The organism is Microbacterium helvum, assembly GCF_014779795.1.
Lineage (GTDB): Bacteria > Actinomycetota > Actinomycetes > Actinomycetales > Microbacteriaceae > Microbacterium > Microbacterium helvum.
The window spans coordinates 38,050-63,098 of sequence record NZ_JACXZS010000016.1 but is presented as its reverse complement, the minus strand read 5'-3'; the positions used below and the strand labels follow the sequence as shown (position 1 = coordinate 63,098).

General features: G+C 71.5%; 24 protein-coding genes. 10 read left to right on the top strand and 14 right to left on the bottom strand.

All coding sequences use genetic code 11. From position 1 onward, the window contains the following. Positions 1-73 precede the first annotated feature (73 nt). The 4 genes from IF188_RS19085 to IF188_RS19070 form a co-directional block, all read right to left on the bottom strand. Positions 74-718: a TetR/AcrR family transcriptional regulator C-terminal domain-containing protein gene (locus tag IF188_RS19085; RefSeq protein WP_191173392.1), complete on the bottom strand. Its 645-nt coding sequence runs from the start codon at positions 716-718 to the stop codon at positions 74-76. Further along, complete coding sequence (locus IF188_RS19080; RefSeq protein WP_191173391.1) at positions 715-1,602, bottom strand: CPBP family intramembrane glutamic endopeptidase; 888 nt, start codon at positions 1,600-1,602, stop codon at positions 715-717. Before IF188_RS19080 ends, IF188_RS19085 begins: the two co-directional genes overlap by 4 nt. Before the next feature lie 191 nt (positions 1,603-1,793). Further along, a complete protein-coding gene (locus IF188_RS19075; RefSeq protein WP_191173390.1) occupies positions 1,794-3,173 on the bottom strand; it encodes an HNH endonuclease signature motif containing protein in 1,380 nt (459 codons plus the stop codon). Between the two features lie 184 nt (positions 3,174-3,357). After that, a complete protein-coding gene (locus tag IF188_RS19070; RefSeq protein ID WP_224752149.1) occupies positions 3,358-4,248 on the bottom strand; it encodes an aldo/keto reductase in 891 nt (296 codons plus the stop codon). A 56-nt stretch (positions 4,249-4,304) separates the two neighbouring features. Here IF188_RS19070 and IF188_RS19065 point away from each other — a divergent pair, with 56 nt between their 5' ends. Then, the gene (locus IF188_RS19065) at positions 4,305-4,673 is read left to right on the top strand and encodes a MerR family transcriptional regulator (RefSeq protein WP_224752148.1); all 369 of its coding nucleotides are present in this window, start codon (positions 4,305-4,307) and stop codon (positions 4,671-4,673) included. 85 nt (positions 4,674-4,758) lie between these two features. Here the strand turns inward: IF188_RS19065 and IF188_RS19060 are convergent, their stop codons facing one another. Continuing rightward, a complete protein-coding gene (locus IF188_RS19060) occupies positions 4,759-5,640 on the bottom strand; it encodes a helix-turn-helix transcriptional regulator (protein ID WP_191173389.1) in 882 nt (293 codons plus the stop codon). A gap of 101 nt (positions 5,641-5,741) precedes the next feature. On the opposite strand from IF188_RS19060, the gene IF188_RS19055 reads away from it, so the two are divergent. Together IF188_RS19055 and IF188_RS19050 are read left to right on the top strand one after the other, a co-directional pair. Then, a complete protein-coding gene (locus tag IF188_RS19055; RefSeq protein ID WP_191173388.1) occupies positions 5,742-6,599 on the top strand; it encodes an MFS transporter in 858 nt (285 codons plus the stop codon). A gap of 11 nt (positions 6,600-6,610) precedes the next feature. Further along, positions 6,611-7,630 (top strand): zinc-dependent alcohol dehydrogenase family protein, encoded by a 1,020-nt coding sequence (locus tag IF188_RS19050; protein WP_191173387.1) that lies wholly within the window; start codon positions 6,611-6,613, stop codon positions 7,628-7,630. A 54-nt stretch (positions 7,631-7,684) separates the two neighbouring features. Here the strand turns inward: IF188_RS19050 and IF188_RS19045 are convergent, their stop codons facing one another. Both IF188_RS19045 and IF188_RS19040 read right to left on the bottom strand, forming a co-directional pair. Then, entirely contained in the window at positions 7,685-9,292 is a 1,608-nt protein-coding gene (locus IF188_RS19045) for an amidohydrolase (RefSeq protein WP_191173386.1), read from the bottom strand. Further along, positions 9,289-10,737, bottom strand: coding sequence for a purine-cytosine permease family protein (locus tag IF188_RS19040; protein ID WP_318152949.1), 1,449 nt, complete (start codon positions 10,735-10,737; stop codon positions 9,289-9,291). Before IF188_RS19040 ends, IF188_RS19045 begins: the two co-directional genes overlap by 4 nt. A 137-nt stretch (positions 10,738-10,874) precedes the next feature. Here IF188_RS19040 and IF188_RS19035 point away from each other — a divergent pair, with 137 nt between their 5' ends. After that, the gene (locus tag IF188_RS19035; protein ID WP_318152948.1) at positions 10,875-11,507 is read left to right on the top strand and encodes a TetR family transcriptional regulator; all 633 of its coding nucleotides are present in this window, start codon (positions 10,875-10,877) and stop codon (positions 11,505-11,507) included. 84 nt (positions 11,508-11,591) lie between these two features. Here the strand turns inward: IF188_RS19035 and IF188_RS19030 are convergent, their stop codons facing one another. Further along, positions 11,592-12,566: a squalene cyclase gene (locus IF188_RS19030; protein ID WP_191173384.1), complete on the bottom strand. Its 975-nt coding sequence runs from the start codon at positions 12,564-12,566 to the stop codon at positions 11,592-11,594. A 192-nt stretch (positions 12,567-12,758) separates the two neighbouring features. On the opposite strand from IF188_RS19030, the gene IF188_RS19025 reads away from it, so the two are divergent. After that, positions 12,759-14,282, top strand: a complete 1,524-nt coding sequence (locus IF188_RS19025) for an MATE family efflux transporter (RefSeq protein ID WP_191173383.1) — start codon at positions 12,759-12,761, stop codon at positions 14,280-14,282. A 177-nt stretch (positions 14,283-14,459) separates the two neighbouring features. On the opposite strand, the gene IF188_RS19020 is transcribed toward IF188_RS19025, so the two are convergent. Then, positions 14,460-14,978 (bottom strand): putative immunity protein, encoded by a 519-nt coding sequence (locus IF188_RS19020; RefSeq protein WP_191173382.1) that lies wholly within the window; start codon positions 14,976-14,978, stop codon positions 14,460-14,462. Positions 14,979-15,078: 100 nt separating this feature from the next. Here IF188_RS19020 and poxB point away from each other — a divergent pair, with 100 nt between their 5' ends. Beyond that, on the top strand, positions 15,079-16,812 hold the full coding sequence (poxB, locus tag IF188_RS19015) for a ubiquinone-dependent pyruvate dehydrogenase (RefSeq protein WP_191173381.1): 1,734 nt from the start codon (positions 15,079-15,081) through the stop codon (positions 16,810-16,812). A 52-nt stretch (positions 16,813-16,864) separates the two neighbouring features. Beyond that, positions 16,865-17,230 (top strand): metalloregulator ArsR/SmtB family transcription factor, encoded by a 366-nt coding sequence (locus IF188_RS19010; RefSeq protein WP_191173380.1) that lies wholly within the window; start codon positions 16,865-16,867, stop codon positions 17,228-17,230. Here the strand turns inward: IF188_RS19010 and IF188_RS20640 are convergent. Continuing rightward, positions 17,200-17,412: a hypothetical protein gene (locus tag IF188_RS20640; protein ID WP_191173379.1), complete on the bottom strand. Its 213-nt coding sequence runs from the start codon at positions 17,410-17,412 to the stop codon at positions 17,200-17,202. The two genes, IF188_RS19010 and IF188_RS20640, sit on opposite strands and share 31 nt — an antisense overlap. Between IF188_RS20640 and IF188_RS19000 the strand changes: the two genes are divergently transcribed. Next, positions 17,398-18,297: a cation diffusion facilitator family transporter gene (locus IF188_RS19000; RefSeq protein ID WP_396652834.1), complete on the top strand. Its 900-nt coding sequence runs from the start codon at positions 17,398-17,400 to the stop codon at positions 18,295-18,297. The two genes, IF188_RS20640 and IF188_RS19000, sit on opposite strands and share 15 nt — an antisense overlap. Before the next feature lie 177 nt (positions 18,298-18,474). Next, entirely contained in the window at positions 18,475-19,722 is a 1,248-nt protein-coding gene (locus IF188_RS18995; protein WP_191173378.1) for an alpha/beta fold hydrolase, read from the top strand. Between the two features lie 96 nt (positions 19,723-19,818). On the opposite strand, the gene IF188_RS18990 is transcribed toward IF188_RS18995, so the two are convergent. The 3 genes from IF188_RS18990 to IF188_RS18980 are packed head-to-tail and all read right to left on the bottom strand — an operon-like array spanning position 19,819 to position 23,673. Further along, positions 19,819-21,144: a DUF1254 domain-containing protein gene (locus IF188_RS18990; RefSeq protein WP_191173377.1), complete on the bottom strand. Its 1,326-nt coding sequence runs from the start codon at positions 21,142-21,144 to the stop codon at positions 19,819-19,821. Next, a complete protein-coding gene (locus IF188_RS18985; RefSeq protein ID WP_191173376.1) occupies positions 21,141-22,586 on the bottom strand; it encodes a DUF1254 domain-containing protein in 1,446 nt (481 codons plus the stop codon). The genes IF188_RS18990 and IF188_RS18985 overlap by 4 nt, the downstream gene beginning before the upstream one ends. 46 nt (positions 22,587-22,632) lie before the next feature. Further along, the gene (locus tag IF188_RS18980) at positions 22,633-23,673 is read right to left on the bottom strand and encodes an acetylxylan esterase (protein ID WP_318152947.1); all 1,041 of its coding nucleotides are present in this window, start codon (positions 23,671-23,673) and stop codon (positions 22,633-22,635) included. A 120-nt stretch (positions 23,674-23,793) separates the two neighbouring features. On the opposite strand from IF188_RS18980, the gene IF188_RS18975 reads away from it, so the two are divergent. After that, positions 23,794-24,507 carry a GAP family protein gene (locus tag IF188_RS18975; protein WP_191173374.1) on the top strand — a complete coding sequence of 238 codons (714 nt, stop codon included), beginning with the start codon at positions 23,794-23,796 and terminating at the stop codon, positions 24,505-24,507. A 12-nt stretch (positions 24,508-24,519) separates the two neighbouring features. On the opposite strand, the gene IF188_RS18970 is transcribed toward IF188_RS18975, so the two are convergent. Next, on the bottom strand, positions 24,520-24,999 hold the full coding sequence (locus IF188_RS18970; protein ID WP_318152946.1) for an ATP-dependent endonuclease: 480 nt from the start codon (positions 24,997-24,999) through the stop codon (positions 24,520-24,522). Positions 25,000-25,049: the final 50 nt, after the last annotated feature.

Below are 25,049 nucleotides of genomic sequence, written 5' to 3'. Positions count from 1 at the left end.
CTTCGCGTCGTTCGGAGCCTCTGGCGCGTGGGCCCAGCCGGCGGCCGCGGCATCCACTCTCCAGCGGGGTCGGTCAGCGCCAGCCTGCGACCAGCGCGCGAAGCCCGCGCTCGAACTCCTCGTCGGGTGCGAGCTCGTAGCCGGCGGCCATCGTGCGGACCAGGTGCGGATGCGTCTCGGGGGTGACGGTCGCCATGGCTGCCGACACGCGCTCCGCCCCGCCGTCGACCTCGTGACCTGTCTCAGCGAGAACCTTGCCGATCGTGAACGCCGAGAGGCAGTCGATGAGCTCCATGGCGTCCTTGCCGTCGAGTTCGCTGTCGCCGAGGCCGGTGCCGTGCAGCCGACCGAGGGTCTCGTCGATGAGCCGCAGCATCGCGGGTGTCGCCGACGGACGTGTGCCGACGATCGCGACCGCGCGCGGATGCTGCCGCAGCCGTGCGCGGAAGGCGCGGAAGATGTCGCACACGACGTCCTGCCACTTCTCGCCCGGCGTGGCGACGGGAAGTTCGACACCCTGCCACACGTGCTCGATGATGCCGTCGAGCACCGCGGTCTTGTTGGGAACGTGGTGGTACACGGCCATCGGGTCGACGCCGAGGCGTTCGCCGAGCCGTCGCATGGTCAGCCGCTCCGCGCCGTCGGCGTCGACGAGCGCGAGGGCCGCGGTGAAGATCTGCGCCCGCGTGAGGGCGGGCCGATGCGCGGGCGGTGTCACTCCCTCACTTTCTCACGCGAGCGCGGCACGCTCGCACGGGCCGGCGGGCGTGCGAGAAAGAGCGTGCGATCCCGCACCACGACGACCGCCGCGAGGATCAGCAGCAGCGCCGTCTGGATGAGCTTCGTGTCGGGATGCGTCAGGAACACCTCGTTCGCGAAGTTCGCGGTGATGTGGAACACGATCGGGATCAGGATGCTTCGGCCGGCCCGGTAGTACAGCCAGTTCATCAGCACCACGAAGGCGACCATCGACAGCGGGAAGTTCAGCGTGTGCAGCCAGCCCGACTCCACGACCTTCTGGTGGTAGTACCCGTCGATGAACGAGAGCGGCAGGTGCCAGAGCGCCCAGATCACGGTGAACAGAAGGGATGCCGCCAGCACGGGCATGCGCCTCACGAGGGTGTCGGTGCCGTAGCCGTGCCACGCGAACTCCTCGAGGACCGCGGCGGCGAGGAGCGTCACCCAGACCGGCAGGAGCCCGGCGGTGAAGGTGTAGCCCCCGCGCAGCAGGAACTGCTCAGGGCTGTACCCCAGCAGCAGCGAGATCGCCTGGGCGACGAGGATGCTCGCCGGAAGCAGCAGGAACGCCGCGACGATGAAGAACGGCCGTGTGCCGCGCGGCCAGGCGAGCCGGGCGCGGATGTCGGCCCGCAGCTCGGGACGCTTTCGCACCAGCCACGCGACCACGCCGACCGGCGCCACGAGTCCTGCGACGCTCAGCGCGGCCGTCGACCACTGCACGGGCGGCGTCTGGGCTTCGAGGTTGCTCAGGGCCGCCGCGCCGAACCAGCACGCCCACGGGATGGCCGTGGCCAGCACGTAGAACAGCACGGGCCGGTCGTAGCGCTCAGCGATCGCGTCGATGCCCCGGTACGACGTCATGGTCCGCTCCTCTACGTTGTAGACCTTGAGCTCTACAACGTAGAGGAGCGGTGATGCGAGGTCAAGAGCACACTGGACGCAAACCTGTCGCGTTCACCAGCCCTGGCTGATCACGGACGCCTCGGTGCGCGCCGGGTGCCGGGCGCCAGAGGTGCCACGCGCCAGCGCGGCCGGCTGGCGCCACCCCGTTGTCAGAACGTCGCCGCCCCGGGGGTGCCGGGTGGGTCGACGGGTATGAGCCAGGGTTCGTGCATCATGCGACGTCGGGTGAGGACGTCGGGGTCGGGGGTGAAGCGGACGACGGGTTCGGGCCTGTCGGTGTGCTTGCGGCCCGTGGGACTGGTCCAGACGAGCACGCCCGGGCTGGTCTGCTCGACGGTCCACGCGTCGACGGTCTTGAGGACGTGGTGGCGGCGGCAGAGGTGGGCGAGGTTGTCGTGACGAGTGGGTCCGCCGCAGGCGGCGCCGATGGTGTGGTCGATGTCGCACCGCCAGACCGGGCGGCGACAGCCGGGAAAGCGGCAGTGCTCGTCGCGGGCGGCGAGGAAGCGCTGCAGGCCGGGCCCGGTGCGATAGCGGTCGACGGCGAGCACAGCGCCGGTCACGGGTGAGGTCATGACGCGTTCCCACCCGGCAGCGCCTCCGGCCAGGGTGCGGGCGGTGTCGGGATCGATGGGCCCATAGCCGGCGAGCAGGCAGGGTTCTGTGGAGGCGCCGGTCATGGTGAGCACAGGAACGGTGATCTGCACGGCGGCGCGGATGGCGGCAAGCCCGCTGCCCGCGACGCAGTCCTGGGGCCCGGCGGTGAGAAGCGTGTCGGTGAGGATGTCGGCCCGCAGCTGGTCCATCGTCCGAACGTCGGCCCCGGCCGCCTGCGCGTCGTCCGCAGCGTGCGCTTCGGTGGGGTCGGCGGGTTCCCGGGTGGCGATGACGGATCGCGCTTGGGCGGTGAGGCGGTCGCCGATCGCGTGGATCAGGGTCGCATCGTTGGTCACGGTGAGCGCGGCGAGGTTGTCGGACAGGTCGACGATGACCACGTCCCGGCGAGCCAGCGCTTCTTCCGCACGCTCTTCGAGGGTGCGTTCCGCGAACCGCTCAGCGATCGCACGCAAGATCGGTGCCAGTCGGCCCGGGGTGGTGTCGGCGGCCCGGTCGATCGCGATCTGAATGAACGTGGCACGGGCGGCGTCGTCGACGATCGGATCCCCGGTGTCGTGGATCACCGCCGCATGCTGGCGCGAGATGACGCCGGTCTCCAACGCGTCGACGACAGCCGGGAAGCGTGCGCACAGGTCGCGGGCTTCGGTGATGAGGCGCGTGACGGTGATCTCGGAGGTGCGGATCGAGGTCGCGAGGTCGGCGATCAGCGCCCGCCGTGACAGCTCCGCCCGGCGCATCTGCTCGCCCGATGCGCCCGCCGGAACGGCGACGGCCGCCGCCGCATCCGCCAGCAGCCGGATCTCGCCCGCCTCGGCGACCGCCCGGGCGACTCGTCCTGCTTCGAACGCATCCACGAAGCGCCCGGTCGCGGCGAACGCGGGAGCCGGTGAGAACGAGTGATCGGCAGGCATGAGACTCGCAGACGGGTGCATAGGACGATGGGCGAGATTCCCCGCCGAAGCGGCAGCAACCCTGTCATCCACCCTGCGGCGTCCACCGCAATACCACCCGAGCTCGGCCGGGGCCGAGGCATCCATTCATCGAATCTCTGATCCAGATTCTATCGACGAACGGAGCCTCGACACAAGCAGAAATCTACGATCCGAGGCGGAGCAGCTGCTCGTCCGTGAGCCGGAGCCGGGCGGCGCCCAGGTTCTGCTCCAGATGAGCGATCGAGGCCGTGCCCGGGATCGGGAGCATGTTCGGCGCGCGGTGGAGCAGCCACGCCAGGGCCACCTGCGAGGGAGCGGCACCGAGTTCGTCCGCGATGGCGGCGATCGCGCTGCCGGGCCGGGCGAGGTCGCCGGTGGCGAGCGGGAAGAAGGGGAGGAAGGCGATCCCGGCCGCGGTCGTGTGATCCAGCACCGCCTCGTGACCTCTCGTCGCGAGGTTGTAGTGGTTCTGGATCGCGGCGATCGGGGCGACCTGCTGCGCCTGCTCGAGCTCGTCGAGGGTCACTTCCGACAGCCCGATGTGCCTGATCTTGCCCTGATCGCGAAGCGCTGCCAGCGCGCCGACCTGATCGGCGATCGGGTAGGCCGGGTCAAGGCGATGCAGCTGCAGCAGATCGATCCGATCGACGCGCAGCCGGCGCAGACTCAGTTCGACCTGCTGCGCGAGGTAGGCCGGGTGACCGAGCGGCACCCAATCGGTCGGCGACGGGCGCACCATTCCGACCTTGGTCGCGATGACGAGCTCGTCCGCGTAGGGATGCAGGGCGGCGGCCACCAGGTCCTCGCTCTCGCCGAGCGCGTAGGCGTCCGCGGTGTCGATCAGCTGCACGCCGAGCTCGACGGCGCGGCGCAGCACGCGGATCGCATCGGAAGGATCCGCAGGTGCTCGCCAGATCTGTGCGCCGCTCTGCGTGCCGTCTCCGGTGGCATCGGTCAGGCGCATCGTGCCGAACCCCGTCCGGCGGACGGGAAGGTCGCCACCGAGCAGGAAGATGTCGTCGGTCAGGGTTGTTTCATGCGTCATCGTGGTCATGCGAGACACGTTAAGAGCTGACGCCAGCGTCACATGCAAGCCCTGGGAGGAATCCGATGTCGGATCTGTCGGACGAAACGATCGCCATCGGCGAGCTCTCGTCCCGTACCGGAGCCAGCGTGCGGGCGCTGCGGTACTACGAGCAGCACGGCTTGCTGCGGTCCGCGCGGACCGCAGCGGGCCACCGCAGGTTCCCGCCCGCCGATGTCGAGACGGTGCGGAGGATCAGGCTGCTCCTGAACGCCGGCTTTCCCCTCGCCGACGTCGCCTGGGTCATCCCGTGCTTCGACGACGAGGGCGTGCAGCTCGATGCCTGCGTCGCCGACCGGATCCATGCCCATCTGCTGGTCGTCGAGGAGCGCATGGCGGAACTCGGCGAGCAGCAGCACGCGATCCACCGCCTGCAGCAGCTCGTACGCGCCTGACAGCCGCCGCGGCAGCCCGTCGATCGCGAACGCCGAACGTCCCGCATGCCGGGGCCGCGGCATCCATTCGCCATCAGCGTGCCGTCTACGAGACCGCCGCCCGCGTCGCGGCCCACGAGGCCAGCAGCCGCAGCCGCTCTGCTGACGGCGAGCCCGGCTCTGCCGTGTAGATGAGCATGACGTTGCCGGGCTCGGCCGTGAGCGCCAGCTCTTCGTACGCGAGCGTCAGCTCGCCGACCACGGGATGGGTGAACCGCTTGGTGCCCGCGCCGTGCGTGCGCACATCGTGCGCCGCCCACAGCGTGCGGAACGTCTCGCTCTGCGTCGACAGTTCGCCGACGAGGTCCTGCAGCCCCTTGTCGTGCGGGTCGCGGCCGGCCTCGGCGCGCATGATGCCGACGCACATCCGTGCGAACAGCTCCCAATCCGGGTAGAAGTCGTGCGCCGCCGGATCGAGGAACTGGAAGCGCGCGAGGTTCGGCGTGCGTCCGCCGCTGGAGTGGGCACCGTCGCCGATCACCGGCGAGTAGAACGCGCGGCCGAGCTCGTTGACCGCCACGATCTCTTGGCGTGGGTTGCGCACGACGGCGACGCCGTCGGTGATCGCCGAGAGCGCCCACTCCAGACTCGGTCGCGGGGGTCCCGGCTTCGCGGCGCGGCGGCGCGGCCGCCCTGATGTCGGGATGCCGTCGGCCGCGCGCGCGAGATCGAGAAGGTGTGCGCGCTCGGTGTCGTCGAGCTGCAGCGCCCGGGCGACGGCGTCGAGCACGGATGCCGAAGCCCCGGCGATCGCCCCGCGCTCCAGCTTGGCGTAGTACTCGACGCTCACCCCGGCGAGCATCGCCACCTCGCTGCGGCGCAGCCCCGCCACCCGCCGATTCGACCCGGACGCCATGCCGGCGGCCTCGGGCGACACCCGGGCACGGCGCGTCATCAGGAACTCGCGCACCTCGGCCTTGTTGTCCATGCCGACAGGTTAGGCCGCGTCGAACGCGCGAAGGGTGCCCTGTCAGTACATGTCCCGGCAGGGACTCCCGCGATCGTACGGCCGCCGCGAGCATCGAAGACATGACTTCCCCCGCACCTCTCCCGGTCGCCGCACACCGGGGACTGCTGCCGAGCCTGCTCCTGCTGCTGACGGTCTTCGGGCCGATCTCGATGGACCTGTACCTTCCGGCGCTTCCGGCGCTGACGAGCGAACTGGATGCCGCCACCTCGGTCGCGCAGTTGACCATCACCGCGTGCCTGCTCGGGCTCGCGGCGGGGCAGCTCGTCGCGGGACCCCTGTCGGACCGCTACGGGCGGCGCGGCATCCTGGTCATCGGCGTCGGCGCGGTGCTCAACCAGGGCTTCATGTACGCGGCGACGTTCGCCTACCTCGCCGGCGCGACCTACGTGCTGCAGGAGATCTACGGCCTGACGCCGCTGCAGTACGCGGCGGCCTTCGGCCTGAACTCCGTGGGATTCATGCTGTTCGGCTTTCTCGCCGGGCGCACCGCGGAACTCTGGAGCCTGCGCGGCACCCTCGCCGCGGGCGTCGCGCTCACCGGTCTGGGATCGGCGGGGCTGCTGGTGGCGGGCCTCGCCCCGATGCCGCTGTGGGTGATCATCGTGTCGCTGTTCGCCCTCGCCGGCGGCGTCGCCGTCACCTCGCCGCCCGCGACCACCCTCGCCCTCGTCGGGTACCCGCAGATCGCCGGCACGGCCTCGTCGCTGCTGGGCACCGTGCGGTTCGGCTTCGGCGCCGTCTCGGCGCCGCTGGTCGGGCTGGCAGGGGCCGCCAGCATCCTGCCCCTCGGTCTGGTCACCGTGACCGCGACCGTGCTCGCCGGCCTTGCCACGCTCCTCGTCGTCGCGCCACGACGGACGAGCGCCACGCCGCCCATGCCCGCGGGCGAGCCCCGAATCCTCGAGAACACACACTGAAGGAGAACCCCATGCGCGCAGTCATCATGCACGCGCCCGGCGACGTCCGGGTCGAAGACCGTGACCAGCCGGCGATCATCGAGCCGACCGACGCCGTCATCCGCCTGACGGCGACCTGCATCTGCGGATCGGACCTGTGGCCCTACCGCGGCATCGAGCACGTCGACCACACGCCGATGGGTCACGAATACGTCGGCGTCGTCGCCGAGGTCGGGGCCGACGTGAAGAACGTCGAGGTCGGCGACTTCGTGGTCGGCTCGTTCGTCGCGTCCGACAACACGTGCGAGATCTGCCAGGCCGGCTATCAGTCGCGCTGCGTGCACAACGTGATGATGGGGTCGATCGGCACGCAGGCCGAGTACGCCCGCATCCCGCTCGCCGACGGCACTCTCGTGGCCACGCCGGGCCAGCCCTCGCCGGACCTGATCCCCGCCCTGCTGGCGGCCTCGGACGTGCTCGGCACGGGCTGGTTCGCCGCCGTCGCCGCAGAGGCCGGGCCCGGCAAGACCGTCGCCGTGGTGGGCGACGGCGCGGTCGGACTGCTCGGGATGCTGGCGGCCAAGCAGCTGGGCGCCGAACGCATCATCGCCATGAGCCGGCATGCCGACCGCCAGGCGCTCGCGCGGCGGTTCGGCGCGACCGACATCGTCGAGGAGCGCGGCGACGCCGGCGTGGCGCGCATCAAGGAGCTCACCAACGGGCTCGGGGCGCACTCGGTCATCGAGGCCGTCGGCACGCAGGAGTCGATGGAGCAGGCCATCCGCGCCACCCGGCCCGGCGGCCACATCGGGTACGTCGGCGTCGCGCACGGCGTCACCCTCGACGGCATGGAGCTGTTCTTCTCGGGCGTGCACCTGCATGGCGGACCGGCGCCGGTGCGGCGCTTCCTCCCGGAGCTCATCCGGCTCATCTGGGACCGCGAGATCGACCCGGGCGTCGTCTTCGACCTGACGCTGCCGCTCGAAGAGGCGGCCGAGGGCTACCGTGCGATGGACGAGCGGCGCGCCACCAAGGTGCTGCTCACGCTGTGACCCTCGCGCGCCACCGGGGAGGGCGTGGGGACCACCCTCTTCGAGGTCGCCGCGTCAGGCCTCGTGCACGGTCCGGCCCGCCACCACCGTGCGCACGACCCGGGTCTCGAGCAGCTCGTCGGGCGCCGCGGCGAAGATGTCGCGATCGAGCACGATGAAGTCGGCGCTGAGGCCTGCGGCGATACGCCCGTAGGCATGCTCGCCGTGGGAAGCCCAGGCGGCGTCGCGCGTCGCGTGCTCGATCGCGGTCAGGAGCGGCAGGGCGTACGCGGGGACGTTCGCGGGCAGTGACGGGTCGAGCGCCGAACGCCGCGTCGCCGCGATGAACATGTTCGGCAGCGGTGGGTACGGCGACGTCGGCGAGTCCGTGCCGAACACGAGCGGAGCGCCGGCATCGGTCATCTCGGGCCACGGGAAGCCGCGGTCCACGCGCTCGTCGCCGAGCATCGCTCTCCAGTTCTGCTGGATCGCCGGATCGGCGTGCACGGGCTGCATGCTCGCGGTGATGCCGAGCGCGGCCAGGCGGTCGATGTCGGCCCGCTCCACGACCTCGAGGTGCTCGATGCGGTGGCGGCGCTCGCGCGGTCCGTTGGCCGCGATCGCGTGCTCGACGGCCGAGATCGCGATCCGCACCGCCTCGTCGCCGATCGCGTGCATGGCCACCTGCAGGCCGGCGGCGTCGGCCGCGGCGACGACGGGGGCGAGCTCGTCGAGGCTCCACACCGGGTCGGGGTCGCTGCCGTCCGAGTACGGGTGACCGACCGCCGCGGTGCAGCCGTCGACTGTGCCGTCGATCATGACCTTGATGCCGACGACCCGCAGCCACTCCGAGGTGTGCGTCGCGGCGAGCTCGACGGCCCGCGCGACCTGGGCCTCGTTCTGCGCGAGATCGTCGGTGGGCTGCACGCGCCAGTGCCCCGCGATGTGCGCGGTCAGCACGCCCGCTCGCTCGGCGCGCACCATGGCCGCGAGATCGGCCTCGTCGAGACCCATGTCGGTCGCCGCCGTCACGCCCGTCTCGGCGTAGCCGCGCAACGCGGCGATCAGCGCCGCGTCGCGGTCGTCGTCGGTCGTGAACCCGGCGAGCACCGGCTGCACCAGCAGGTGCATCGCGGTCTCGTCGACGAGTCCGGTCGCGTGACCGCCGGCGTCTCGGTGCACCATGCCGCCCGCCGGGTCGGCGGTGGCGTCGTCGATGCCGGTCTCGGCGAGGGCCGCCGTGTTCAGCCAGATCGAGTGGAAGTCGTACGCATCCGCGTACACCGGGCGGTCGGCGACGACGGCGTCGAGCATCTCGCGCGTCGGCCGGCCGCCGACGGCGGCGTGCTGCCAGCCCTGCGCGCGGATGCGCGGTGCTTCGGGGTGCGCCTCGGCGAACGCGCCGATCCGGCGCTGGATCTCGTCGAGCGAGTCCGCGCCCCACAGGTCCACCTGTCCGGCGGCCTCGCCGGTGCCGACGATATGCGCGTGGCCGTCGACGAACCCGGGCAGCACCGTGGCGCCGCGCAGATCGGTCTCGGCGGCATCCTGACCCGCGATCCGTCGGGCCGTCGCGTCGTCGCCGACGTACGCGACGCGGCCGTCGCGCACGACGAGCGCGGTCGCCCACCGGCGGGCGTCGGCGGTGAAGACGTGGGCGTTCGCATAGAGCATGGTGGTCACGGGCGACCTGCCTTTCCGAGCGGGGTGCGCAGCAGCGCGGCGTAAAGGATGACCGACACCAGCATGCCGACCGGAACCGACAGGTCGACGTAGCCGAGCGCCTCCGAGATCGGGCCCGTCCAGACCGTGGTCGACAGGCACAGCGCCGTCGCGACACCGCCGACGAGGACGGCCACGACGCCCGGGATGCTCCAGCCGCTGCTGTACCAGAACCGTCCGCCGCGCTCCTCGTCGAACAGCTCGGCGCCGTCGTAGCGGTTGCGGCGCATCACCACGTCGGTGACGAACACCGCCATGGTGGGGGCCGACACGATCACGAGGAACTGCAGCATCAGGTTGACGGCATCGAGGAGGCTCGTCGACAGCACCAGGTAGATCGTGAGCGCGGTGCCGATCACGCCGACGATGATGGCGGCGGGGATGCGGCGCAGCGGCAGGCCGATCGCCTGCAGCGCCATGCTCGACGTGTAGGTCGTCATGCCGTTGAGGGCGACGGTGTTCACGATGACGCCGATGACGAACACGGGTCCGAGCCAGGCGGGAAGGATGCCGAGCAGCGCGGACTCGATGCCGGCGTCCATGCCGCCCATCACGACGGTCGCGAGCAGCACGCCGACGATCGTGAAGACCGCGCCGGGCAGCGCCCCGCCGAGCGCGGTCGCGGCGATGATGTGCGACGGCTTCGTCGAGCGCGGCAGGTAGCGCGCGATGTCGGGGCTGTTGATGTACGAGATGGGACCCGAGGCGATGAGCGTGAAGCCGATGGTGATCGCCGACCACAGCGGCACTCCCGCCAGCGGCTCGGCGGCCTGATAGGCCCAGTCCACCTGCGGCAGGATGAACGCCGTCACCGTCACGAAGATCACCGCGAGCACGATCGCCAGCCACGAGTAGATGCGCAGGATGAGCGCGTGGCCGTAGACGGCGACGAGCACGGTGAGCGCCGAGATGACGAGGGTCACGACGATCGGCACCACCACGGGATCGCTGAGCCCCATGCCGGCGAGCATGTCGGCGCCGAGGAACGACGAGGCCAGCCAGTTGAGCGCCAGGAACACCGCGCCGATCAGCCAGCCGGTGAACGCGACGACCGGCTTGTTGCCGATGATGCCGTAGATGGCGCGGGTGATGACGGAGCCCGAGGTGCCGGCCGCGGGACCGCTGATCGCGATGATGCCGGGAAAGACCCACATCGCCGAACCGGCGAGCACGACGAGGATCGCCTGCCAGAGCTCCAGCCCCAGCAGCACGAGCGTCGCGCCGACGGTGAAGTTCAGGATGCTGACGCTCGGGGCCGCCCAGACGAAGAACAGGTCGCGAGCGCGGCCGTGGCGCTCGCCGGCCCCGATGAGTTCGATGCCGCGGGTCTCGGGCTGGGTGGCGGCATCCACGAATCCCTCGCCCGCCGACGGCGGTGTCCTGGTGGTCTGCGCTTCTGATGACACGGGGTTCCTCTCGGGACGGCAGGACGTCGTCGTCTTCGCCGGCGGCTTCGTTGCTGCGTGTGGATGGTTCGGGATGCTGTGGCTATTGGCCGTGTGAACAATAGACTATTGGTCACACATCCAATAGCATGAGCGGCATGGTGTCAAGTGGCGGGGAGCGCCGGATTCGCAAGCGCCCCGAGGAACGGCGTGAAGAGATCCTGAGCGCCGCCGCGGCCATCGCACTCGCCGAGGGGCTCGAGCGCGTCACCCTGCGCGCGGTCGCAGACCGGCTCGGGGTGCGCCCCGGGCTCATCACGCACTACTTCCCCGCCGCTGAGGATCTCGTGGCCGCGGCGTTCGCCCGCGCCGCCGCCGGCGAGCGGGCGCAGCTGTTCCCCGTCGAGGGGGACCCGCTGTCACGCCTCCGGCGGTTCGTCGAAGTGATCGGCGGCGACGAGTCGCGCGATCTGTCGCGCCTGTGGCTGAACGCGCGGCATCTGTCGCGTTTCAGCCCTGTGCTCGACGCCGCCGTCATCGAGCAGGAGGAGCGCAACGACGCGGGCATCGGCGCGCTCATCGAGGACGGTGTGGCGGCCGGTGTCTTCACGGTCGACGACGCGATCCGCGCCGGCGTGCGGATCCTGATGGCGGTCGACGGCCAGAGCGCCTACGTCAACAACACGCGCGACGACGGCGGGGCCGCGTATCGGGACTTCGTGGCCGAGACCGCCGAGTGGACGCTGGGCCTGCGCGCCGGGACTCTCACGTCGGCTCGCGGCGGGCGCTGAGTCCGTCGGCGCGGCCGAGGCTGCTCGCGCGGCCGGGGCGTTTCGTCTGCGCTCGTTCCTCGCTTCGCGGGGCGACCAGGGGTCTCAACGACCAGAGGCGGCATCCCACCACTCCAGCACGCGCGTGCCGAACAGGCTGAGCCAGCGGGATGCCTCACCCTCGCCCACGTCGACGTCGAACCACGTGCGGCCAGGCAAGGGCGTGGTCTGCAGCCAGGTGCCGTCCGGCTGCCGGGCTTCGCGGACGACCTCGACGGCCTCGGCCAAGCGCGGATCGGGCGGAGTCCCCTCGACGAGTGAGACCTCGCGGAAGTGGTCGAGCGCGTACAGCGCGCTGTAGCGGTGGCGGTTCGGGTACACGAACCGGTCCACGAAGTCGCCCACGATCTCGCCGGTGGTCGCGCGGAACATGAGCCGTCGCGACAGCAGGTACTCCTCGCCGCCGTGACGGGCCTCGCGCATGCGGGTGTCGCCGGTGATCCGCTCGTACGCGAGGATGCCGCGCGCCGCGTTGAGCGTCGAGTGGAACGACGAGCGCACCGAGTCGCCCTCTTCGGCCTCGCAGTTCCATCCGCCGTCGGCCAGGCGGTGGGCCGGGAACCACTCCACGAGGCGCGACACGTCCGCCCCCAGCCACGCGCCGCTCGCGAGCGTGTACGAGTTGATGCACACGTCGACCTCGCCGCCCCAGTAGGGCAGATCGTCGTACTCCCACCGGCTGTTCGCGTCGATGCGCGCGGCGGTGTCGCCGAGTGCGGCGGCGTCGACGCCCCACTCGCGCAGGTCGCGCAGCGACCAGGTGGTGGCCACCCACGGCTGGCCCGGCTCGTCCTTCTCGGGACTGTCGAAGAAGCCCGCGGGAAAGAAGGCGCCCCCGGCCCACTGCCCGTCGGGATCCTGCTTCGCGAGCAGCGCGGCCCCGAACCCCTCGTGGGCGACGCGCGCGCGGGTCGCCTGCCACACCTCGGGCGGGGCGCCGGCGAGATCGCGCTCGACCTGCCAGCGCAGCGCCGGGTCCGAGTCGAGCAGCCAGTCCAGCACCTGTGGTTCCACAGCCATGCGCGGCACGCTACGCCGCCCCTCGGACACGCGGAACCCGGGTCGACGAAGGCGGGAACCGCCGGCATCCCTCCGCCTCGGTTTTGCGCAAGGCTCAAGATTCGTCCAGACAAGGCCGAATCGATTCGATAGGATGATCGGCAGCCGTTTTCCGGCCCTCCGTCTTCGCCTTCTCTCCCGAGAGTCCGCCTCATGTCCACCGCCCTGACGACGGGCCGCCCCTGGCGCGTCATCGTCCTGTTCGCCGTGCCGCTGCTGATCGGCAACGTCGTGCAGCAGCTGTACCAGTTCGTCGACGCGATCGTCGTCGGGCGCCATCTCGGCGTCGACGCGCTGGCCGCGGTCGGCGCGACCGGAAGCATGCTGTTCCTGCTGCTCGGCTTCGCATGGGGCCTGACCTCGGGCTTCGCGATCCCCACTGCGCAGGCGTTCGGCGCGCGCGACTACGCGGGGGTCAGGCGATCGGTGGCCGCGGGCACCATCCTCACCGGCATCTGCACCGTCGTGCTCACGGTCGGTGCGCCGCTGCTGGCCGGTCCGCTGCTGGCGCTGCTGCAGACGCCGGCCGAGCTCATGGACGACGCGATCGTGTTCGCGCAGATCAGCTTCCTCGGCGCCGGCGCGATGATGTTCTTCAACTACCTGTCGGCGATCATCCGCGCGATCGGCGATTCGCGCACGCCGCTGGTCTTCCTGACTCTCGCGTGCGGGCTCAACGTCGTGCTGGTCATCCTCATGGTGGGCACGTTCGGCTGGGGCGTGGGCGGTGCGGCGCTTGCCACGGTCGTCTCGCAGGCGATCTCGGTGCTGCTGTGCCTCGAGTTCGTGCGGCGTCGCGTGCCGGTGCTGCACCTGCGTCGCGAGGACTGGAAGGTCAGCCGCGCCGACCTCGGCGAGCACCTGCGGCTCGGCCTGCCGATGGGGTTCCAGGCCTCGATCATCGCGATCGGCACGCTGTCGGTGCAGGTCGCGCTGAACGAACTGGGTGCCGACGCCGTCGCCGCCTACACGGCAGCCTCGCGCGTGGACGGTCTGGCAGTCGCCCTGCTGCAGTCGCTCGGCCTGGCGGTGTCGATGTTCGTCGCGCAGAACCACGGCGGCGGCCGCCCCGACCGCATCCGCAAGGGCGTGACGCAGGCGACCTGGATCTCGCTGGCCGCGGCCGTCGTGCTCGGCGCGCTGCTCATCGCGTTCGGCGCGCACCTCGTGCAGCTGTTCGTCGGCGACGCCGCGACCGAGGTCGTCGGTCTTGCCGCCCAGATGCTGGCGATCAACGGCGCGACGTACTGGATCCTCGCGGTGCTGTTCGTGCTGCGCGGCGCCCTGCAGGGCCTCGGCCACACGCTCATCCCGACCGTCACCGGCGTGATCGAGCTCGTCATGCGCGTGGCCGCCGCGGTCGTGCTCGGCGCGGTCTTCGGCTTCATCGGCGTCGCGGCGAGCAACCCGCTCGCGTGGCTCGGCGCCGTCGTCGTGCTCATCCCGGCGTACATCGCCGCCCACCGCAAGCTCGCGCTCGAGCCGATCACCCCTGCCGTCGCCACCCCGACGACGCCGATCCCCATCGTCGGACCGACCGACGGCTCGATGGTGGTGGATGCCGTCGTCACGGCCCCGATCGTCCTGCCGACCGCCGCGCAGACGGCCAGTCCCACGGCCCCGCGCCGTCGCCGCCGGTTCACGCCGCGCCGCTCGCGCGACCGCAGCCCGCGCTGACCCGCGTCACGGAGATCCCCTGTCTCGTCGAGGCAGGGGATTCTCGTCGAGACCGGGGGCGACGCCCTGTGTTCCGGTGCGGATCCCCTGGCTCGGCGCGCAGATGCCCGGTCTCGGCGCCCCCGTGCCCGGGGTGCGGGGCAGGACCGGCGGGTGGGCCCGGCCGCCGGCATCCCGTCAGTCGTCGAAGACGTTCCAGCAGATCGCGCTGCGCAGGCGCTGGTCGTCGAGCACAAGATCGCGGACCGCATCGGGCAGCCGGGCGCGCTGCCAGTCGCGCTCGCGTCGCCGTGCGGCGTCGGCCTCGCCGGGACGAGTGGATGCCGCCACCGCCCGGATCGCGTAGGCCGCCGCGCCGAGCCCATGCGCCGGGACGTGTGCGACGGCCACCGCCTGCCCGGCCGCCAGCGCCGCGAACCGGGCCGGGTCGGGCAGTCCCTTGCCGGCGGCGTTGGCGACGAACGCGCGCTGGTGCGCCTCGCGCATGGGCACCTCGCCGCGGATCCACGCGCGGGTGAGCTCCAGCGTGTCGACGAGGACGGGATCGTCCGGGCGCTCGGCGGTGAACAGCGGCAGCACGTGCTCCACGCACGCGATCGCCCACTCTGCCAGCAGATGGTGATCGTCGTCGGTGAGGGTGCCGCCCCGCCTGACGGTGATGAACCGGGGATCACGGACGGCGGGGAGGATCGGCATCCCCTCATCATGCCGTTCCGGTCCCCCGGCAACGCGTGCACCTTGCGCGCGGGCACGCCCGCTGATTCGCTGAGGAAGGACCCGAGGCGAGGAGCTGAGAATGGCCACCAGCATTGCGGACGTGTTCGTGCAGACCCTCGTGGATGCCGGAGTCACAAGGGTCTGGGGGCTGCCGGGCGACTCGCTCAACGCCTTCACCGATGCACTGCGGCGTGACGGACGGCTGCGGTGGCTGCACATGCGGCACGAGGAGTCCGCGGCCTTCGCGGCCGGTGCCGAGGCCGCGATCACCGGCGAGCTGGCCGTCGTCGCCGGCAGCTGCGGGCCCGGCAACCTGCACTTCGTGAACGGCCTGTTCGACGCGCAGCGCTCGCGGGTGCCGGTGCTGGCGATCGCGTCGCACATCCCCTCGGCCGAGATCGGCAGCGGATACTTCCAAGAGACGCATCCGCAGGAGCTGTTCCGCGAATGCAGCGTCTACCGCGAGCTGGTCTCGGATCCCTCGCAGATGCCGTGGGTGCTCGAGATCGCCATGCGCACCGCGGTCGAGAAGCGCGGCGTCGCCGTGGTCGTCGTCCCCGGCGATGTGTTCTTCGCGGATGCTCCGGCCCGGCGTCCGTCCGCCCCGATCCGCGCCGCGCAGCCTTCGGTGGTGCCGAGCGACGCCGAGCTGCGCGCGGCCGCCGGCATCCTCGACGGCGCCGGCAAGGTGACGATCCTGGCAGGGGCCGGGGTCGCGGGTGTGCACGACGAGGTGCTCGCCCTCGCCGAGAGGCTGAAGGCGCCGATCGTGCACGCGTTCCGCGGCAAGGAGCACATCGAGTACGACAACCCGCACGACGTCGGCATGACCGGCCTTCTCGGCTTCGCCTCGGGCTACCGGGCGATGGAGAAGTGCGATGCGCTGCTCATGCTGGGCACCGACTTCCCTTACCGGCAGTTCTACCCGTCGAAGGCGAAGATCGTTCAGGTCGACCTGCGCGGCGAGCAGCTGGGCCGGCGCACCCGCATCGACCTGGGGCTGGTCGGAGACGTCGGCGTGACGGCATCCGCTCTGCTCGGCTACCTGCGCACCGACCGCGACGACGCGCACCTGCGCGAATCGGTCGCCCACTACCGCAAGACCCGCAAGGACCTCGACGCCCTCGCCGTCGACGACGGCAAGCGGCCGCTGCACCCGCAGTTCGTGGCGCGGCTGCTCGATGAACTGGCCGAAGACGATGCGGTGTTCACCGCAGACGTCGGGGAGCCGGTCGTCTGGGCGGCCCGCTACCTGTCGATGACGAAGGAGCGCCGGCTGCTCGGCTCGTTCACGCACGGTTCGATGGCCAACGCCATGCCGCAGGCGCTGGGCGCCCAAGCCGTCGACCGCGACCGGCAGGTGATCGCACTGTCGGGCGACGGCGGCATCGCGATGCTGCTCGGCGACCTGCTGTCGATCCGGCAGAACGATCTGCCGATCAAGGTGATCGTGTTCAACAACTCGGCGCTCGGCTTCGTGGAGGTCGAGATGAAGGCCGCCGGCATCGTGAACTTCGGCACGACGCTCGACAACCCTGACTTCGCCGCCGTCGCGACGGCCATGGGGATGACGGGCATCCGGGTCGAACGCGGCGAGGATCTCGAACCGGCGCTGCGCCGTGCGCTGTGGGAACCGGGGCCGGTCCTGGTCGACGTCGTGGTGGCGCGGCAGGAGCTGTCGATCCCGCCGGCGATCACGATCGCGCAGGCGAAGGGCTTCACGCTGTGGGCGCTGCGGACCGTGCTGTCCGGCCGCGGCGACGAGCTGCTCGACCTCGCCGACACCAACGTGTGGCGGCGGGTGCTCGGCTGACCCGCGCCTCCGGCGGTCGCGTGGGCGGCGACGCTTGCTAACGTATCTGCGTATGAGTGCAGATAAGCAGGGATGCGGCTACTCGGTCGAGAGCTCCTACGTGGAACTCGCCGTCGAGGTCTTCGCGATGCTCGCCGACGCGACGCGCGTCCGCATCGTGCTGGCGCTGCAGGATGCCGGCGAGCTGTCGGTCAACCACCTCGCCGACATCGTCGACAAATCGCCGGCCGCCGTGTCTCAGCACCTCGCGAAGCTGCGCCTGGCCCGCATCGTCTCGACGCGCCAGGAGGGCCAGCGCGTCTTCTACCGCCTCGAGAACGAGCACGCCTCGCGCCTCGTGGCGGACGCGATCCACCAGGCGGAGCACTCGCTGGGCGGCGTCCCCCGTCACCACCGCACCGACTGCGGCGAGGCATGACCGCCGCGACGGAGGGCCGTCACGATCACGACGACCACCGGCATCCCCACGACCACCGGCATCCGCACGATCACGATCATGATCACGGTCACGGCGACCATGACCACCACGGTCACGGCGACCACGACCACCACCACGCCGGAGGACTTCGCGGCGCGCTGCACGAGCTGTTCGTGCCGCACTCGCACGATCCCGCCGACGCGATCGATGACGCCATGGAGGCCAATGCGGCGGGGATCCGGGCGCTCAAGATCAGCCTCGTCCTGCTGCTCGCGACGACTGTGCTGCAGGCCGTCGTGGTCGCCTTCAGCGGGTCGGTGGCCCTGCTCGCCGACACCGTCCACAACCTGTCGGACGCGCTGACGGCGGTGCCGCTGTGGGTGGCGTTCGTGCTCGGCCGGCGCGCGGCATCCCGTCGCTACACCTACGGCCTGGGCCGTGCCGAAGACCTCGCGGGGCTGTTCATCGTGTTCGTGGTCGCGTTGTCGGCGGTGGTCGCCGCGTGGCAGGCGGTCGACAGGATGCTGCACCCGCAGCCGCTGGAGAACATCGGGTGGGTCATCGCGGCGGGCGTGATCGGGTTCGCGGGCAACGAGGCCGTCGCGGTGTACCGCATCCGTGTCGGCAAGCGGATCGGATCAGCGGCGCTCGTGGCCGACGGCGTGCACGCGCGCACCGACGGCTTCACCTCGCTCGCGGTCGTGCTGGGCGGCATCGGCGTGCTGCTGGGCTTTCCGCTTGCCGATCCCATCGTGGGGCTCGTCATCGCCGCCGCGATCTTCGTGCTGCTGATCGGCACGGTGCGCAGCGTCGGCCGGCGCCTGCTCGACGGCGTCGAGCCCGAACTCGTCGACCGCGCCGAGCACGCGCTCGAGCACGTCGACGGCATCGACCGGATCGACCGGCTGCGACTGCGCTGGGTCGGACACCGCCTGCAGGGCGACGCGCTCGTCATCGGCCGCCCGGGCCAGGACGCCGAGGCGATCGCCGTCGCCGCCGAGGGCAGCGTGCGCGCGCATCTGCGCAACGTCGACGACTTCACGGTCACGGTGCGCACCGCCCGCTGACCGCGCTGCGGAATCCCCTGTTTCGCGAGACAGGGGATCGCCGCCGAGACAGAGGGCCTGGTCACCGGTCTCGGCGCGGATCCCCGGGTTCGGCGCGGAGGATCCCCGGGTTCGGCGCGGAGGATCCCCGGGTTCGACGTGACGTGCGACGTCGGGGCCAGCGCCTAGGCTCGCAGCATGCCCGTGACGACGCGACGCCTGCAGGATCTGACCATCGACGACCACACCCTCGAGGTGCCCCTGGTCTGGGCCGATCCCGAGGACGGGCGCACCATCGATGTGCACGCCGCGGTGGTCGCGCGCGAGGACGGCGGGAACCTGCCGTACCTGGTGTTCCTGCAGGGCGGGCCGGGGCACGAGGCGCCGCGTCCGTTCCACGCGCCCGCGGCGCCGTCGTGGCTGGACGCGGCGCTGGAGCACTACCGCGTCGTGCTGCTCGACCAGCGCGGCACCGGTCTGTCGACCCCCGTCGGCGACGGCGACCTCGAGCGGGGCGCCGAGGCGCTCGCCGAGCACATCACCCATCTGCGCGCCGACAGCATCGTCCGCGACGCCGAGGCGCTGCGTCAGGAGCTCGGCGCCGACACCTGGAGCGTGCTCGGCCAGTCGTTCGGCGGCTTCACGACGCTGTCGTACCTGTCCACGGACGCGGCGTCCCTGGAGCACGCGTACCTCACCGGCGGCCTCAGCGCGGTGGGGCGGCATCCCGACGACGTCTACTCGCTCACGTACGACAAGATGCGCGAGGCTTCGGAGCGGTACTACCGTCGCTTTCCCGCCCACCGCGACGCGGTGCGGCGCATCGTCGATCTGGCCGACGCCGGCGCGCTCGTGCTGCCGGACGGCGAGGTCGTCTCGCCGTCGCGCGCCCGGTCGATCGGTTCGCTGCTCGGCTCGAACGACGGCTGGCAGACGCTGTGGTCGCTGCTCGAACTCGACCCCCGCACGAACGCGTTCCGCCACGATCTCGCGGGGGCGATGCCCTTCGACGCCCGCAACCCGCTGTACTTCGTGTTCCACGAGTCGAGCTACGCCGACGGGCACGCCACCCGCTGGTCGGCGGAGCGCACCGAGCCCGACGACTTCCGCGCCGATCCGACGCTGCTGACAGGCGAGCATGTCCGCCGTGAATGGCTCGACACCGTGCCCGGGCTGCAGCCGTGGCGCGATGTGACGCTCGCCCTGGCCGAGCACGAGTGGCCGCGCGTCTATGACGAGGCCGCGATCGCCGCCTCGCACGCGCGGGGCGCCACCGCGATCTACGTCAACGACGTGTACGTACCGTTCGAGTTCGCGATCGAGACGGCCCGCCTGATCCCCGGCGTCACCCCGTGGATCACGAGCGAGCACGAGCACAACGGCCTGCGCGCCGGCGACGTGCTGTCGCGTCTGATCGACCTCGCCCACGGCCGCGCCGTCCGCTGAGTCGTTGCGCGCGCCCGGCATCGCGCCCCTGAACCGGAAGCGGAGGGGATGCCGGGCGCCCGGCATCCCCTCCCCCTCGCTTGCGGGCGGTCGGCCTCAGCCGTCCACCCGGGTGATCGGCGGCGGGGCGTACGTGCCGTCGAGCACCGCGTCGCCCGGCATGTACATGCGCAGGATCGGCCGGAAGGTGCCGGCGGGCGCCGGGAGCCAGTTCGCGGCCGCGTCCGGATCCGACGGGCGCGCGCGGCCGATGCGGATCGTGAGGCCGCCGTCGGCGTCCGTCACGGTCCCGGGCGTGCGGTCGCCGACCGAGTAGCGGTCGATCTCGTTGTCGACGAGGTAGAACTCGGGCAGCGCGTACATCGTGACCGACCAGAACGCGCCGACCGGCGGGGGCGGCGACAGCCGCAGCTCGTAGTCGTGCTCGCCGGTGAGCGGCCGGCCGTCGGCGTCCTGGAACGTCATGACATAGGCCGCCTCGTACCCGTGGTTGCCCCACAGACCCGCCTTGGCGGCGACGGCGCGCTCGCCGATCCGCCGCCGCGGGTCGGCGATCTTCCAGGCGGGTTCGTCCTTCGTGCCCACTTCGAAGAAGTCGAGGTTGTAGTCGAACACGTGCAGCGTCTGCGACCACGCACCGGGCGTCGCACCGGCCGCCGCACCCGCCATCGCCTGCGAGATGGCTTCCTCGCCGCCTCGCGCGCCGGCGCGCAGCGCCGCCTGCTGCTCGCCCGGCAGCTCGCGCACCGGCACTGCGCCGGTGAGGCCGAGCGCCGCGAACGACGACTGCAGTGACTCGTCGCGGTCCGCGGGTGGGAACGCCTGCGACCACACGCGGTACTTCTCCCAGAAGTCGAGCACCTCGTCGCCCTGCGAGATGATGCTCGGGATGCCGGCGGCCACGGCATCCGGGTGCGCCGGGGTGAGCGTCATGGCGTCCTGCAGCGCGTGGACGGCCGGCAGGTCGTCGACGCCGGCGCACGACCAGCGGCCCACGATCGACACGATCCGGGTCGGGGCGTGGACGACGGTCAGGCCGCCGGCATCCCCCTCCCATTCCGGCGGCGCGATCAGGAATTCGCCGGCGCCGTTGCCGGTGCCGCGCGTGCCGATGTACGCGAAGTTGTCGGTCCACGCGTCGACGAACTGCAGCACGTAGTAGCGATCGGATGCCGGCACCGACAGCCGCACGGGGCCGACGCCCAGATCGAGCGATGCCATCGAGTACACGGTGTCGTTGTTGATCGACACGAAGGTATCGGCCGCCGAGGCGAGGGAACGCGCGTGCGAGAACTCGTTGAAGGCGGCCTGCGGGTTCGCGCCCACTCCCGTGGTCGTGTAGCGCACCACCTGCTCGAGGTCGAAGACAAGCGGGAAGCCGTAGAGATAGGCCTGCGTGGCCAGAGTGTCGAGGTCGGTCATGATGCCTGCTTCCGGATCTCGGGCAGCTGCCAGGTCTTGTCGAACCACGGCTCGAGCGGACCGTAGAGACGGAGGATGGGGAACCAGGACTTGCCGGGGATCGTCGGGATCCAGTTCGACTCGCGGCCCTGCGGCGCCGTCGGGGCGAACCACAGCAGGTACGAGCCGTCGTCCTCGGCCTGCACCGTTCCTTCCAGGCTCGACAGCGCCGGGTACGGCGTCGACTGCAGCAGCGAGCGGGTCTGCGTGTCGTACAGGTCGACCGCCCAGAAGTTCTTCGCGGGCGGATCGGCGGGGATGCGCAGCGAGTACGTGGCGGAGCCGTCGAGTACGTGACCCTCGGCGTCCTCGGCCGTGTACGCGTAGGCGGACCCGGCGCCGACCTGGGCATGCGCCATCGCCGGAGTGATCACCGTCGCGAAGTAGTGGAACTGCGTGCGGGCGTCGAGGTTGCGCGCGCCGCCCTGCAGGAACTCGTAGCTGCCGCCGACGAACGCGTTCTTCCACGAGTTGCCCTCCCAGAAGTAGGCCTCGGGGTCGCGCGGCTTGTAGACGAGGGCGCGCGAGACGGCGGCGCCGATGCGGGCGGCGTCGTCCAGGATGCCGCGCAGCCGGTCGTCCGGCGCGAACGGCATGTCGTGCGCGATGCCGATCGCGGCGAGCGTGCCGGCACGTTCGGCATCGAGCGCCGATGCGGGCTCTTCGGCGACGAGCTGCGCGATCTCTTCGAAGTACGAGAAGTCGTTGGCGTGCACGGTGTTCTGCAGCACGCCCGCGATGTTCACGAAGGTCGTGTCGTCCGGCGAAGCCGCATCCGACAGGGGGTAGATGCGGGTCTGCTTCATGGCAGGCACCCCGCCGAGGGTGCGCAGCACGACCCAGTTCGTGAACGTCGGCGACTCGAACGTGAAGTAGCCGTCGGGACGATCGCCGTCGTACCCCGGGGGTAGGAACAGGTACTTGCCGCCCGCACCCCGGTCGGGACCGGCGATGCCCATGTCGGCGACGTAGCGGAACCAGAAGTCGTCGACCACGCACAGCGACTGCGGCGGAGCCTCGATGACCGTCGGGCCCCACGCCTTCAGGTCGAGGAAGGTCGTGCCGTACGTCGTCTCGGTGTTCGGCGTGAGGAACAGGCTCGCCGAGTTCGCCCGGGGATCCGTGTACCCGACCTTGCCGGGCGAGTCGATTCCGGCGCTGCGCAGTCCGCGCCTCATGGCGACGAGCGACGCGCCGGGCACCGCGGTGAGGAACGCGTCGATGCCGCGCAGCAGGTCGAGCGCGTCGAAGATCGTCTGCACGGACTCCGCCCGCGGCACGCCGTCGAAGAACTCCAGATCGCCGAACGGCGTCTTCAGCAGATCGGGAGTGGACAGGTGCGTCACCTCCTCCGCCAGCTGCTCCTTCGTCAGTCCTGCCCCCGGGGTGCCGTCGATGGCCATGCGCTTCCCTTCGTCCCCATGCGAATGCGCCCTCGTGCCGGTGAGGTCACGAAGGACGTGTTCTCGCAGTCTGCCAGTGGCGGGTCGACGCGGTCGCCAGGCTGGCCGTCACGTGCGCGCGGGTCGCCGCGGCCGCACGTGCCGCGACCGCGTCGATTCCCGGATACTCGGCGTGACCGGCCGGAAGCACCTCGAGCTCGAGCCGCGCGCCGGTGCCCGCCGCTTCGGCCTGCGCGACCGCGTTGGCCACCGCGAACTGCCCCGGCGCGGGTACGCTCGCGTCCCACAGCGCTGCTTCGACACGGACCGGCACGCGGACGAAGGTCGCCGCCGTCGAGGCGTCGAACAGCCGCAGCACCTCGCGAGCCTCGGGGTGGTCTGCGACATACGTCCGCACGTGCTCACCGCTGCCCAGGCACGGCACCTGCAGCCGGATGTCGTACTGCCCGAAGCTCGGCACCACGAGCGTCGCGCCGATCAGGCGATCGTCCCACGGCAGCGCGAGGGCGCCGATGCCGCCGCCGAAGCTCTCGCCCACCAGGTACAGCGGCAGGTCGCCGGCGAGCTCGACGAGCACGTCGCCCGCGGTCCACAGCTCGGCGGCGCAGCGGCCGAGCGCATAGGTCTCGGGGCTCTCGATGCCGTGCAGCACGTGCCGGTCCGACGTCGACGGGGCGCCGACCTCGACGTTGAGGGCTCCCAGGCCGCGCGCGACCGGGAAGATCACGGCAGCGTCGTCCGGCACCCGCGCGAAGTCGGGCGCGTCGCGGCCACCGTACCCGTGGCTGTGCACGATGCCGACACGGGCGGCACCGGCCGCCGGCATCCCGAACCATCCCCGAAGGCGCAGGCCGTCCGACGTGCCGAACGCCACCTCGAACACATCGTGCGCGCCGCTGCGGCCGAGCGACGTCAGCTCGGGTCGGGCGGCCGCCTCCGCGGCCTCACGACGCCAGCGCCGCCACGTCGGGGGGAAGCCGGCGGCCGCAGGCACGGGCGCCACGGCGCGCAGTGCGTCGAGGTCGTACCCGTAGGTGCCGTCGATGGGCGCGTCGGCGAACCAGGCGTCGTAGGGCGAGGGGAACACGGCGTCCTTCCGGTCGGTGGGCGCTTTCGACTCTGGCAGTCGGGGCGCGGCGCGCGCCATCCGCTACGAACGCGGCGTGAGTGGATGCCGCATCCCGGCCTCGTTCGAAGGTGAGGTGCCATGGGTGATCTGATCGTCCAGCTCATTCCGCCCCTGCTCGGGGTCATCCTGAGCCCGCTCGCGATCATGGCGCTCGTCGCGGTGCTGCTCTCGCGGCTGGCGCGGGTCAACGGCATCGCGTTCCTGCTGGGGTGGGCGGTCGGCATCGTCGGAGTGCTCGCGCTGTCGATGTGGATCTTCTCCGCGTTGCAGATCCGCGCGCTGCACGAGCCGCCGCTGTGGGTCGCGATCGTGCGGCTGCTGCTGGGCCTGCTGCTCGTCGGCGGCGCCTGGTACGTCTACCACCGCGGCGCGGAGCGCATCGCGCGGATGGCCGCCGCCGAAGGCCCGAAGGCCGTCGCGCACGCCGCGAAGCTGCCCGGCTGGCTGCAGTCGGTCTCGACGTTCAAGCCCGGCCGCACGTTCCTGCTGGGAGTGGGGCTGTTCGTCATCAACCCGGTCGACGCGTCGTGCGCGATCATCGCCGGGCTCGACATCGTCCTCGCCGACGTCAGCACGACCGAGGCGTTCTGGGTCGCGTTCGGATTCGCCGTCCTGGGCGTGCTGCCCATCGCGATCCCCGTCGTCTGGGTCGTCGTGGCGGGCGAGCGCGCGCAGCCGAGCCTGGACCGCATGCGCACCTGGATCGCCGGCAACACCCACGTGCTCAACGCCGCGCTGCTGCTGGTCATCGGTGCCCTGCAGCTCGAGAAGGCGATCACCGCGATGGTCTGACCCGGCGCGCGCTCAGAGCTCGGCCAGCAGGCCCGCGAGCGGCGCCGGCACCCGATCCAGCGGCACCGCCTCTGCCAGCAGCCGCGCGTAGCGGGCCTTGTTGCCGCTGCGGCCGCCGAAGAAGCGGGCGAGCTGCGCCTCGGCCGGCCGGCCGCGCTGGAACGGCTGCCGCTGCAGGCTGCGGAACGACCCGAGTTCGCCCTGCCCGGCGATGACGGCCTCGACGCCGTCGACGCCGAGCGCGCGCACGAACTCGCCCTCCAGGTCGGGGTCGCACACGAAGACGCGGTCGAGCACCCGCTCGAAGTCCGCGCGCTCGCCGGCATCGACCAGCCCGATCAGCCGCTCGCCCGCCAGCTCGTCGGCCGCGCGTCGCGCACCCTTCGAGCCGCCGACGACCCGGACCGCCGGCATCCGGACGCCCATCCGCGCCGCGAGGGTCTCCAGCGCGACGCGGTCGCTCTCACCCTCGACGAGCACCGTCAGCTGCACAGGCCCATTGTTCCCTTGACCCTCACACTGTGTCATCGTCGAGGGTGGTC

Coding starts and splice junctions, on each gene's coding strand:
- IF188_RS18990 (WP_191173377.1), bottom strand. CDS start 21,144: ATGACCGACCTCGACACTCTGGCCACGCAGGCCTATCTCTACGGCTTC.
- IF188_RS19080 (WP_191173391.1), bottom strand. CDS start 1,602: ATGACGTCGTACCGGGGCATCGACGCGATCGCTGAGCGCTACGACCGG.
- IF188_RS19075 (WP_191173390.1), bottom strand. CDS start 3,173: ATGCCTGCCGATCACTCGTTCTCACCGGCTCCCGCGTTCGCCGCGACC.
- IF188_RS19050 (WP_191173387.1), top strand. CDS start 6,611: ATGCGCGCAGTCATCATGCACGCGCCCGGCGACGTCCGGGTCGAAGAC.
- IF188_RS19035 (WP_318152948.1), top strand. CDS start 10,875: ATGGTGTCAAGTGGCGGGGAGCGCCGGATTCGCAAGCGCCCCGAGGAA.
- IF188_RS19030 (WP_191173384.1), bottom strand. CDS start 12,566: ATGGCTGTGGAACCACAGGTGCTGGACTGGCTGCTCGACTCGGACCCG.
- IF188_RS19010 (WP_191173380.1), top strand. CDS start 16,865: ATGAGTGCAGATAAGCAGGGATGCGGCTACTCGGTCGAGAGCTCCTAC.
- IF188_RS18985 (WP_191173376.1), bottom strand. CDS start 22,586: ATGGCCATCGACGGCACCCCGGGGGCAGGACTGACGAAGGAGCAGCTG.
- IF188_RS19060 (WP_191173389.1), bottom strand. CDS start 5,640: ATGGACAACAAGGCCGAGGTGCGCGAGTTCCTGATGACGCGCCGTGCC.
- IF188_RS19070 (WP_224752149.1), bottom strand. CDS start 4,248: ATGACCACGATGACGCATGAAACAACCCTGACCGACGACATCTTCCTG.
- IF188_RS19025 (WP_191173383.1), top strand. CDS start 12,759: ATGTCCACCGCCCTGACGACGGGCCGCCCCTGGCGCGTCATCGTCCTG.
- IF188_RS18995 (WP_191173378.1), top strand. CDS start 18,475: ATGCCCGTGACGACGCGACGCCTGCAGGATCTGACCATCGACGACCAC.
- IF188_RS18975 (WP_191173374.1), top strand. CDS start 23,794: ATGGGTGATCTGATCGTCCAGCTCATTCCGCCCCTGCTCGGGGTCATC.
- IF188_RS19055 (WP_191173388.1), top strand. CDS start 5,742: ATGACTTCCCCCGCACCTCTCCCGGTCGCCGCACACCGGGGACTGCTG.
- IF188_RS19065 (WP_224752148.1), top strand. CDS start 4,305: ATGTCGGATCTGTCGGACGAAACGATCGCCATCGGCGAGCTCTCGTCC.
- poxB (WP_191173381.1), top strand. CDS start 15,079: ATGGCCACCAGCATTGCGGACGTGTTCGTGCAGACCCTCGTGGATGCC.
- IF188_RS19020 (WP_191173382.1), bottom strand. CDS start 14,978: ATGCCGATCCTCCCCGCCGTCCGTGATCCCCGGTTCATCACCGTCAGG.